7 protein-coding genes are annotated in these 11,878 nt (G+C 35.1%); 1 reads left to right on the top strand and 6 read right to left on the bottom strand.

The genetic code is table 11. The features are described 5' to 3' along the window. Window positions 1-129: 129 nt before the first annotated feature. From ACKWBX_RS09010 to ACKWBX_RS08985, 6 genes are read right to left on the bottom strand one after another with little or no spacing between them, the layout of a single operon-like run. Window positions 130-873, bottom strand: a complete 744-nt coding sequence (locus ACKWBX_RS09010; protein WP_413968343.1) for a 4'-phosphopantetheinyl transferase family protein — start codon at window positions 871-873, stop codon at window positions 130-132. Between the two features lie 9 nt (window positions 874-882). Then, the gene (locus ACKWBX_RS09005) at window positions 883-3,297 is read right to left on the bottom strand and encodes a condensation domain-containing protein (protein WP_413968342.1); all 2,415 of its coding nucleotides are present in this window, start codon (window positions 3,295-3,297) and stop codon (window positions 883-885) included. A 6-nt stretch (window positions 3,298-3,303) separates the two neighbouring features. After that, window positions 3,304-5,268, bottom strand: coding sequence for a condensation domain-containing protein (locus tag ACKWBX_RS09000; RefSeq protein WP_413968341.1), 1,965 nt, complete (start codon window positions 5,266-5,268; stop codon window positions 3,304-3,306). 32 nt (window positions 5,269-5,300) lie between these two features. Next, window positions 5,301-8,234, bottom strand: coding sequence for a non-ribosomal peptide synthetase (locus tag ACKWBX_RS08995; RefSeq protein ID WP_413968340.1), 2,934 nt, complete (start codon window positions 8,232-8,234; stop codon window positions 5,301-5,303). Window positions 8,235-8,259: 25 nt separating this feature from the next. Further along, window positions 8,260-9,504 carry a HupE/UreJ family protein gene (locus ACKWBX_RS08990; protein ID WP_413968339.1) on the bottom strand — a complete coding sequence of 415 codons (1,245 nt, stop codon included), beginning with the start codon at window positions 9,502-9,504 and terminating at the stop codon, window positions 8,260-8,262. Window positions 9,505-9,548: 44 nt separating this feature from the next. Then, a complete protein-coding gene (locus ACKWBX_RS08985; protein WP_413968338.1) occupies window positions 9,549-10,331 on the bottom strand; it encodes a phytanoyl-CoA dioxygenase family protein in 783 nt (260 codons plus the stop codon). 393 nt (window positions 10,332-10,724) lie between these two features. On the opposite strand from ACKWBX_RS08985, the gene ACKWBX_RS08980 reads away from it, so the two are divergent. Next, window positions 10,725-11,876, top strand: a complete 1,152-nt coding sequence (locus ACKWBX_RS08980) for an acyl-CoA dehydrogenase family protein (RefSeq protein ID WP_413968337.1) — start codon at window positions 10,725-10,727, stop codon at window positions 11,874-11,876. Window positions 11,877-11,878 lie beyond the last annotated feature (2 nt).

Below are 11,878 nucleotides of genomic sequence, written 5' to 3'. Positions count from 1 at the left end.
TACATCCCTAGTGGCTAAATATGTGATATGATGTCCCTCCTCCTTAAGTCTTGCGCACAACTTTAAACTTGCATTTAGGTTGCCGTAAAGCCCTGTCATAATAACTGCTATATGCGCCATATTTAAGAATTATTCTTGATAAATCAAGTCGTTCCATTCATGAAAAACATACCGATCTATCTTACCTTTTGTTGCTATTGCAGCCAAATAGCCCTCAGCAGGAACAAAGGATTTAAGGGTCCAATTATCCTTACTCTTCTCATCCCAGTATGTATTTAAAAGTTCAGCTTCTAAATCATTGTCCAAACTTACCGCAAATTGTTTTAAAGGAAATGAAAGACCGCTACCTTCCGCCTTAATAAATGCTTCTTTTCTGGTCCAACACCTATAAAAAGCTCTATCTCTTTCTAAAAAGGGCAACTTCTTTAAATTCTCAACTTCTTTTTTGGAGAAAAAGTTTTCTGCCAAATCCATTAAATTTATATCTCTTTTGCAATTTTCGATATCAATCCCTACCTCGGCATCTTTTAAAAAGCAGATGACCGAGAAGTTTTGGGAATGTGAAACATTAAATTTTAATCCATATCGGGAAGGTAGTCTCGGTTTACCAAAAGAATTGTATTCCAACTCTATTTGATCAGGACGTTTATTCCAATAAAAGCCTAGGAGCGTTTTCAATAGGCCCCTTGTAATTACATAACAATCCCTGTCTTTATCAAACCGAAAAGCATTAGCTTTATTTATTTCGGCCTTATTTAAAATAGAATTGAAAAAGTTAATTCCTTTCTTGCTTTCCGATAAGTCAATAGTCCAGATAATGAGCTCGCCGGTATGTAGTTCATTGATGCAATTGTCGTTGGGCGTAACTTTCAAACTAATATATTATCGGGATTCTAATATAGATTTTTCAATATTCGAAGCTAAATTATCAACATTTTCACCTTCAAAAAGTGTTAGATGATTTCCTGAATTGTAAAGCACTTTTACCGGTGTCATAGTTATATTATTCCATCCCTCAATGTATTCGTTATTAATGGCTACATCTGATTTTTCTGTCAAAATTAGAGTTACCGAACCTTCGTTTTTGGTTTTCCAGTCATATTGGTTATAAATAGTTCTGAGATTTTTTCTAATTTTTTCAATATTCTTTTCTCCTTTAGTACCAAAAAATTTAATCATTGGAGGGTGGACAAATCTCATAAGCTTAGTGTGCAGCATGAGCTTTATTGCCTTTAATGGATTTTGACCAAATCTTTTTGCAAAACCTACTATTCTGATTTTTAGCCTATCAGGGCTTAATATATCTTCCTGTCCCAGAACACTATCCGCTACGATGAGATTTGTGATCTCTTTTTTTTGCGCAAAGATTTTCGCTATTTCTATCCCAACGGCAGTACTAAAACAATACACCATTAAGTTGTACGGTCCATTGGGCAATATCTGGCTAATTTCCTCTGCGTAACTCTTCGCCATTTGTTCAATACTTTTATGCACATCCTCTTTTTCATCCAAACCAGAAGGCTGAAGCGCGTAAACTGGTCTTTCGGGGTCAAGATTATCAACTAAAGGATTATAGAAAAATACATGACCACCGCCACCATGAATACAAAATAACGGTGTTTTGGTTCCTTTTGCTCTTAGGGGCACTATAAATTTCCAAGGGTCGGATGCATCCCCTCCTTCTATAAATTTGGATAATGAAGCGATAGTAGGATGTTTTAATATGGCTTGGGGAGGTAATTTTATACCAAGTTTCTTTTCGAGTAAAGTCAACATTTTTACGGCCATTAGGGACTTCCCGCCTATCTGAAAGAAATTATCATGTATATTGATGTTCTTACGACCGAATATGGTTTCCCATATTTCCGTTAATTGTAGTTGCAATTTGTTCTTTGCAGCAAAATAGCCCTCTCTTTTCTTTTTTTCCTCCTTTTGTGATGGTTGTAAAGTTTCTATCAGATGCATTGAAGAATCCAAATTTTCGTATAATCCTGATATATTCATTAATGGCTCCTCCGTTACTTTGAACAAAACCGTTTTTAAATTTTCAAAAAACCAGTTGCCAATATCATCATTTATAATCCCCTTATCAGATATTAAATTAATTTTCAATCTATCATCATCCAACTGTATTGTAAACGTGAAGGGATAAGTAGTTGTAATACCACTTTCGAAGGCATGGACTTTAATTCCTCCTTTATCCAAAACATTCCATGGAAAATTCTCAAAAATAAAAAGGCTATCAAACATTTGACTACTAGATGACCATACTATAAAAGAACTTATCTCATTAACAGTAATATGCTCAAACTTTCTTGCTTTTTGCTGTTGTACCTGTAAATCTTTAAAGAAATTTACTAACGTTGGATTTTGGGTGGTATCCACGGCAACCGGCAAAACATTGGCAAACATGCCAGCCAGCATATCCATATTTGGAAATGAATTATTTCTCCCGGAAACCGTTGTGCCAAATAAGACTTTTTCTTCGCCAAAAAACTTCGCAACGAGCAATCCCCAAACGCCTTGGAAGAATGTATTCAGCGTAATTTTATGTTTTTTTGAAAACGCGCTAAAAGTAGCTGTTTGCTCTTTGGACAATATGAAAACCGTATTTCTATTTGAACCTTTCAAAGGAGATTCTTTGGCATTGAAAATAACGGCCTTATTAAAATTCATGAGCGTTTCTTTCCAAAAATCGATAGCTTCATGAGGATTTTGTTTGTTCAACCATTTAAAATAGGACTTTGTTGCAGGAATTGCATTTAAATCAGGTTCGGAATTGTTTATATAACTATTATAATACTCAAATATATCATTCAATAAAATACTGCTAGACCACCCATCCAACAATAAATGATGGCAGTTCCAAATCAAATAATGCACGGTTTCCGAAAAACTTATAATATTTACTTTCGCCAATGGTCCCTTTTCAAAATTTATTGTTCTTTCTTCTTTTTTGGATTTGAAATTTTCAATAGCCTCTTTGTGATCGGATTCCTCTACCGTTTTCCATTCATAATAATTCCAATTTAGTTTTAAATCCGGTCTTACCACTTGAACGGGCTTCTCCAATTTGTCCCAATGAACCGTTGTCCTTAAAATTTCATGTCTTTTAACAGCGGCTTCCCAAGCTTGTTTAAGGAGATTTTGGTTTAATTCTCCTTCCAATCTGGTTTGTAGCTGCAAAAACCCTTGATCAGATTCGCTAATGATATGATGAAAAAGCAACCCCTGCTGCATTGTATTAAGGGGATATATTGCCTCGATTTTTGGTTTGTTTATGGTACTTTTTTCCATATAATCTTACTCTAGACTGGATAATAGGTTATCCAGATCATCTTGATTTAAATCTACTTCCGAAAAATCCGATGGGCTATACCGCTGACCTTCCTGATTTATACAGTGATTTACCAATACTTCTACGTTATCTATAAAGCTTTCCAATATTGTTTTGAGTTGATTTTTCCCAATGAAATTTGTCCCATAATTACATTTCACAGTCAACTTGTCGTCAATTATATAAACATTCAGTTCTAAAATATAATTGCGTTCACTTTTTTGGTGATGTACATTTTCAAATATTGGTGTCACGACCAATTCTTCATTGCTATGGTCAGGTTCATTTATAAGTCTCCCAAGATAGTTGAACACGATTTCCGGTTCTTTTGCTGCTAAACCCAAATCTTTCCTCAAATATCTTAATACTCCATAACCAATGCCTCCTCTTGGTATTGCTCTTACTTGCTCCTTTACATTCATTATTTTTCTGTCCAAACCTCCCATATCTTGTTCAAGACTTATGGGAAAGAACGAAGTAAACCAACCTACCGTATTGGACAAATCATATTCGGTACCCAAAGTCTCACGGCCATGACGCTCAAGATTTATGCTTAAAGTAGTTTCGCCAGACCATGCACAAAAAGTTTCCACTAAGGCCGTTAATAAAAGTTCATCCGTTTTAGTATGATAGCTGTCGTTTGCAGAGGATAATAGATAATGGGTAGTGTCCTGCGCTAAGGTAATGGTATACGTTTCTATGTCTTCCGATAGAATAGATGATTTTTTAATCTCTTTAAACGGAAGTTCTTTTATTTTATCGACCTGATTTAACCAATATTCCCTCTCTTCCCTTAAATCTAAACTTTTTAAATGTTCAACCCATTCCCGTATTGATGTTGTTCTTGTTGGCAATTCAAAATTCCCCATATTAATTTTGTCATGTAGAGCGGTCATCAACTGTTCCATTATCAATTGCCATGACACTACGTCTATAATCAGATGATGGGCGAAAAGTATACAGATGTCCTTATTTTCGTTTCCTAATCCAAAATGGAGTGCCCTAAAAAGATTGCCTTTTTTTAACTGAGTATTTTCTTGAACTTCTATAAAATATTTTTCTATAGCAGCTTGCTTATCTTGCTCTTGGGATAGATCAATATATAGATAAGAATCCAAAACTTGCGAATTCGTTATTTTGGATTTCCAAAGTCCGTTTTCCTGAAAAAAAGATTGACGAAGCACATCATGTTTATCCACAATTTCCTTGATGACAACTTTTAAAACAGAACCCATATTAACAGGGATTTCGCCTATCATCATTCCTTGATTCCAATAATGCGGAGCATTTTTATGTGTATCAAAAAACCAATGTTGGATTGGACTGAGATCAATTTCTCCAACTAGTGTTTCTTGTACATTGGCAGTCTTGATGTTTTTATCCAGAAATAGAGAGAGCTCAGCTATTTTTTGATGTTCAAACAGCATGTTAGGAGACAATTCCAAACCTAATTTTCTGGCTTTTGAAATTATTTGAATACTTAATATAGAATCCCCTCCTATTTCAAAAAAATTGTCGTTAATCCCAACAGGGCTGAATTCCAGTACCTGCTCCCAAACCCTTACCAATAACTCTTCGGTTTCATTGGTTGGTTTATTATTTGAAAGTATGTTATCTACGCCCTTTATAGCTTCTTTTACACTTAACAGTTTTTTTCTATCTATTTTGCCATTAGGCAAATAAGGAAATTTCTCAACCGAAATAAAATCATTGGGAACCATATGATCCGGTAATCTGCTCTTTAAAAAATTCTTTAACCGTTCCTTGTCATAATCATTATTCTCCTCAATATAGGCAATTAACCGATTAGGCTTCCTAGTGTTGTTTTCCAAGACGCTATTCCCCACAAGTTGTCTGAATTTTAAATGAAGAAGTTCCAGGTCACTAGAGGACAAATTCATTATCATTTCAGATATTTTTTTCTTTTTCATAAGAAGCGTTTCGGTTATTTTCTTCCGAATTTTTAACTATTTTTTATTTGCTTGAACAAATACTCTTTTTCAGAATCTTTTAAAGCGGTGACAGATTCAATGAGTTCCTCAATTTCATTATTTTCCAAACGTTGTTCTAAGATGGAGAACATTTTCTCATGGCTAATTTTCTCATCGATAAAAGTTTCTTCGCCACTGCTTTGATCGGCGAGGACAACTGCCTTCTTTACCATACTATTTTTCAACAAAACATTTTCAATTTCATGGAGTTCTACACGAAATCCCCTTATTTTCAACTGATTATCCGCTCTGCCCAAGAATTCTATATCACCATCTACATTATAGCGTGCCAAATCTCCAGTCTTATAAATAATCCTCTCTATATCATCACTCCAAGGTGCTTGGATAAAAGCGGAACTTGTCAACTCTTCATTATTCAAGTATCCAGCGGAAAGACAGCCCCCCCCTATATAAAGTTCCCCAACTGCACCAAATGGAACCGACTTAAAATCATTGTCTAAAATATGTGTTGTAGCTCCCGCGACTGGTCTCCCTATGGGGACAGTCTTGCTATCTTCATCGCCTTTTTCTATGTGATGCGCAATGCACCAAACAGTAGCTTCAGTAGGTCCATATTCATTAAAAAGAGAAGTATTTGGCATACTGCTAAAATGTGTTTTGACCATTGCCGTTGTACATTCCTCTCCAGCTACGATGACGGTATTTAAAAATCCTAAATTCGCCAAATTACAATTCTCCAAAATCACTTTGTACAAAGATGGTAATAACAAAATATGACTGATTTCATATTTTTGGATCAAGTATTCAATTTTCTGTATATCCTGTTCTATTCTTTTAGGGGTTATCACTAAATTCCCACCTGTGCACAGAGTCCAGAAAATACCTGCTTTGGAGCTGTCAAAACTTATTGAGGACATCAAAAGAAATGAAGATGGGTTTGTTGGATAATATTCCAATCTACCCGTTGTAGACTGCATGATGTTGCCATGGCTTATAGGAACACCCTTGGGGTTTCCTGTGCTCCCGGAAGTATAGATTACGTACGCTGTATCTTCGGTGACTGATATCGGGAAATTTTTCTTTTCGATTTTTTTAAAACCGGAATCCAATTTTACAATGGCGCAGTTCGTTTTGCTGAATATTTGTTCCAATCCAGATGTAGTCAGAACCACCGGAGCATTAGAATCCATTAACATAAATGTTATCCTATCGATAGGATAATCAGGGTCTATTGGCAAATAAGCACAACCCGCCTTCAAAATTCCAAGCAAACCCGTTATCATAGCTATAGACCTCTCTACGCAAAGGCCCACAATTACTTTCTTATATTCTGTTTTTGTTAAAATTTGTTGGGCTATGCTGTTTGCCCTATTTTCTAGTTCTAAATAAGTAATATGCTGGTCGTCAAAAGTAAGTGCAATAGCTTCCGGTGTTTCAACGGCCCATTTTTCTATAATCTGATGTATGCCTGTGAAATTGAAAAATGAATGATTTACCATACCTGGGTCAGTAAAAAAAATATTTTCTTCCTCTTCTGTGCATGGTGCTATATCTTTTAATGATGTTCTTGTTTGGCCAATAATTTCGGTTATTAAGACTTCAAAATAGTTTTGAAATCTTTCTACGGTCCTGTCCTTAAATAAATCCGTAGCATATTCCATTTTTACTGTGATGATTCCATTTTCGTTTGAAACAAAAAGCGTTAGATCAAACTTGGAAACATCTGCCCCTAGAACTTGATACTCACTAACAACTTCATTTCCAAAAGAGAGTGTATCCTGAATATCATTGTAAAGAAACATGGTCTGGAAAAAAGGATTTATACTTAAGGATCTTTGAGGGTTTAAAGTCTGCACCAGGGTTTCAAAAGAAACATCTTTATTGTTAAATGCCTCAAGAACGGTCTGCGCTACTTCTTTGGAGAAATCGCCGAAACTAGAATTCCCATCTATAGTATTTCTTAAAACAACAGTATCATTAAAGAAACCTATAACCTTTTCTAAACTACTCTTTTCTCTATTGGAAATAGGTGTACCTATCAAAATATCTTTTTGACCGGTATATTTGTTGAGGAAAACATAGAATACCGATAGAAAAAAACTGTAAGGAGTTATTTCTAGTTCTTTTGCCAAGTCAAGAATCAAACTGGAAAATTCCCTGGAATACGTTTTAGTTAAGGTTTTTCCTTTAAAAGATGGTGTCAGCGGTCTTTTGAAATCTGTTGGTAAATTCAATAGGCCTATTTGACCTCCTAGTTTAGATTTCCAATATGCCAATTGTTTTTCATCAATATTTTGTTCGTTTTTCCAAGCTGCGTAATCAGTATATTGTACGGGCAACGGTTCTTTCAATGGGAGTTTGTTCTGCCTAGAAATATATTCGTAATTTTCGACCAATTCTTTCCTGAAAATTCCCATGGACCATTCGTCCATTAAAATATGGTGAAGGTTTACTAAAAAAATATATTCTTTCGCATCTAGTTTAATCAATGTAAATCTGGACAAATCATCACTTGATAAATCAAAAGGATAATTCACCTCCTCGTTTATAAGCGCGTTGGCTTTGCTTTCAGCTTCAACCCTATCCAACCCCGAAAAATCAAATTGTTTTAAGGCTATGTTCGTCTTAGGGTTTATTTTCATAAAAGGCTCCCCTTCACTTATATAATATGAAGTTCTTAAAACATCATGTTTAGCATATATACCCTCTAAACTTTGTAACAGATAATCAATGTTTAAATTCCCTTTTATTCTATGACGTTCAGAATAGTTGTAAAAGGGATTTTTTGGAAAAAGCTGTTGTAGAAACCATAATCGACGTTGACTTGGCGAAAGAAGTAGATCTGTAGATTTCCCAATTTTAGGAATTTCATTGGAGGTTGTTTCTTTCTTTTTACTTTTCCAACTGCTCAATAAAGACGATAATGGCTTTTTTCCTTGACTCATGAATTATGAAATTTGAGCTAAATATCTATTTTAATCCTAGGTATACCGCTAAGTCGTACAATTTTGATTTTATAAAATATTCCACTCCTAAATCAATATCAAAAATTCTTTCGATACACCAATATAGGGATACGATAATTAGAAATATTGAACCATACAGCAAAATTTTGGGATAGATTTTCTTATTTCTTATTAAATATAATATAGGGAATATCATAGCTATAATAACCAGTTGACCTATTTCTACCCCTACATTAAAACCAAGGAGAGAAATGGTCAAACTTTCGTTGGTCAACCCAAGGTCACTCAACACACTGGCAAAACCAAAACCATGGAACAAACCAAAAATGAAAGCTATTACCCAATCACGGCCTTTAAAAATTGGTCTAATATTATGATAAGCGGCCAAGCCGATAGAAAAGGCGATAATAGATTCTACTAATCTAGAAGGAAGGATAACCAATTCCAATGAAGCTAAAGTCAGTGTAATCGTATGTGCTATAGTGAAAAAGGTGACTACTTTTAGAATAAAGAAAAATGCCGATTTGAAATTGTCCACTGGTTTCCATGCGGAAAAAAAGTTTTTATTGTCTATTTCAATGAGCTCTTCCTTGCTCCGCCTTCTTACAACTGCAGGTAAGATCAATGCCAATAAGAATAAAATATGGTCCAATCCGATCCAAATATGCCATATACCCTGTTTGACCATGGCCACAAAACCTTTCCAGACAGATCTACTTGTCAAATCAAGAATATCCTTGGGATCGGACGGTGTAAAGTATAATGATATTACGGATTCATTTTTAATAACCCCTGCCTTAAAGTTTTGCTCTACGGTTAAAAACCCTCTGTGCTCATCATCAACTTCAAATACGGCATTATAGAAAACTTCCAGAGCATCCGGTAAAACATCGGTGTTTTGTAGATGAAATCTAAATTGTCCAAAACTATTGGCACCCGCTATCAATACGGTAACATTATCAAAGACAACTTTGTGTTGCCCCAAATTGGAACTGAAAGAAGATTTTCCGAGAAGATATGATTTGATTCTTTCGGCATGCGGCTCTAAATCCGATACGGTTAAATCATTGGTAAGATTTAATCCGAATAATTTGTTCAATTCGGTTACGTTCAGTTCAAAACGGCCTTTTATACCCTCCGTTTCATAAATACTCAAGAAAACATAACTTTGGTTAGGCGCATGACTCCATAGCTTTAAACTGCTAAGGGCGAATAGGACAAAAGATAAAAGTAAAATTGATTTTTTCATTCTTCAAATAATATTTATTAGAAACTAGAAATGGTATGGCTATTTTAAGGAACAAGCTTTTCAACCTCCTTATAGCAAATATAATCAGGTCTATTTGACTTTTTTGCTGGAGCATTGGACATACTGTTATAAGTAAGTATGGCCGTACTCCGCTCAAACGGTGATACGTTCATATTTGAGGCGTGATATACATTCGGATGAAAAAATAGTACTGAACCCGCCTTACCTTCAAAGGGGACTATACCATTTGCTTTTGCTTGTTCGGCAACCAAATTGTTATGTACCGTATACTTTAAATCCGAGGTAAGGGAACTGAGTAAACTATCTTTACCGTTTTTTAAATGCTCCTTGGGGTGAAACTGTGCTATCCCATTTTTTTGGGAATTGGGAATCAATAATAATGGGCCTTGATAACTGGAAACGTCATCTAAAAGAAGCATTACAGAAATCATGTCCGGTTTGTCAATACCGTCATCAAAATGCCAATAAGGAAAATCTTGATGCCATTCCCAATACTTGCCAACAAATGCCTCTTTCAGATTTAATTTATATTGATATAAATACAAATCGTCCCCAATGAGCTGTTCGCTTGATTTCAATAAACGTGCATCGTTTATTAAATCCTTAAAAACGGCTACCTGCCTTTCTGGCGCAAAAATGGAGCGTATGCTACCATTTTCCTCAGTAATGACATTAGGCTCTTCCTTGAACGATTTAAAACTGTCCAAGCCTGACTTTAATTTTTCTATTTCCCATCCTTCCAAGAGATTTTCAAGTATCAAGAAACCATTTTGATGGTAATTCGCTATTTGTTTTTCTATTAACATAATAATTAGTTTAACTAATCTTAGTAACGGTTTTGTAAATTACTATCAAAATCCAAAAAGTAGCGCTAAAAATAGTATCAAAACTGAATTTTGACGTTTAAAGAGGAATTGGAATGTATATATGCTGTCATGTTTAAAATTCACTTTCGTGTTTTTATAAACACTAAGAAATAGATTTCTAAAGTATATTTTAAGTATTAATCTTTTTTTTCGATAAATAAGAAACCTTATCGGGTCACCTACTGCCTAGCGTTATAAAACAAATGAAGAATTTCATATCATTGTCAAGATTGTACTTTCGTCTTTAACTCTAAATATTCCTTTTCAACGATGTTTTTTATCATTCTTAAGGAAATACCTATTTCTTTGTAATCATTATAAAATCAAACAAGAATGGATTTTTCTTGGAAAGAGGAACACGAGAACTATAAAAAAGAAGTTATAGAGTTTGCGCAATCCCGGTTGGGCAACACCTTTACAGAGGCAGATAAGAATTGTACTTTTTCTAAGGACGATTGGCAGAAATGTGCGGATTTTGGATTATTGGATCTTGCGATCCCCAAAGAATACAATAGAACTAATAAAGAAATAGATATACTTGGCGCTACCTTGGCCATGGAGGGCCTTGGTTACGGATATACCGATAACGGATTACCATTTGCATTGAGTGCTCAAATGTGGACCGTGCAACTACCAATAGCCCAATTTGGTTCTATAGATCAAAAAAAAGAATATTTACCCGCACTTTCTTCCGGGAAATGTATCGCGTCCCATGCATTAACAGAACCAAATGCCGGTTCAGATGTGTTCAGCATGCAACTGAAAGCAGAAAAGGTAGATGGAGGGTATTTGCTAAATGGGGAAAAATGTCTCATTACGTTAGCGCCCGTAGCAGACGTTTTACTGGTTTTTGCCACAACCAATCCTAAATTGGGAAAATGGGGAATAACGGCTTTTCTTGTCAAAAGAAATACAAAGGGTTTAAAGATTTCTGAGAACAAAGAAAAAATGGGACTCAGAACGGTTCCGATCGGTGACCTTTTTTTTAAAGACTGTTTCATACCGGAAGCCTGTAGGCTAGGAAAAGAAGGCGGAGGTTGGGCCATTACCAATCACTCTCTTGAACATGACAGATGTAGCATTCTGGCAAGTCAATTAGGTGCTATGGAAAGGCAACTGGAAACGGCTATAAATTTTGTTAAAAACAGAAAACAATTTGACAAAAAGATAAGTGAGTTTCAATCGGTGTCCAACAGAATTGCCAATATGAAACTTAGATTGGAAACTTCAAGATTATTACTTTATAAGGTCGCTTGGTTAAAAAATCAGGGGAAATCGGCGATGTTGGAGGCTGCACTGTTAAAACTACAATTAAGTGAGGATTTTGTATCCTCTAGCATGGATACCATTAGGTTACATGGTGGTGCCGGTTATTTATCGCAAAATGAAATAGAGCGAGATTTAAGAGACGCCATAGGAGGTATTATTTATGCAGGCACTTCAGATATACAAAGGAATATTATAGCTAAACTTTTAGGACTTTAAAA

Source organism: Maribacter algae (genome assembly GCF_047345745.1).
GTDB lineage: Bacteria > Bacteroidota > Bacteroidia > Flavobacteriales > Flavobacteriaceae > Maribacter.
Note: the sequence above shows the minus strand (reverse complement) of the source record. Positions and strands in the feature narration are given on the sequence as shown.

Coding starts and splice junctions, on each gene's coding strand:
- ACKWBX_RS08980 (WP_413968337.1), top strand. CDS start 10,725: ATGGATTTTTCTTGGAAAGAGGAACACGAGAACTATAAAAAAGAAGTT.
- ACKWBX_RS09000 (WP_413968341.1), bottom strand. CDS start 5,268: ATGAAAAAGAAAAAAATATCTGAAATGATAATGAATTTGTCCTCTAGT.
- ACKWBX_RS09005 (WP_413968342.1), bottom strand. CDS start 3,297: ATGGAAAAAAGTACCATAAACAAACCAAAAATCGAGGCAATATATCCC.
- ACKWBX_RS08995 (WP_413968340.1), bottom strand. CDS start 8,234: ATGAGTCAAGGAAAAAAGCCATTATCGTCTTTATTGAGCAGTTGGAAA.
- ACKWBX_RS08990 (WP_413968339.1), bottom strand. CDS start 9,504: ATGAAAAAATCAATTTTACTTTTATCTTTTGTCCTATTCGCCCTTAGC.
- ACKWBX_RS08985 (WP_413968338.1), bottom strand. CDS start 10,331: ATGTTAATAGAAAAACAAATAGCGAATTACCATCAAAATGGTTTCTTG.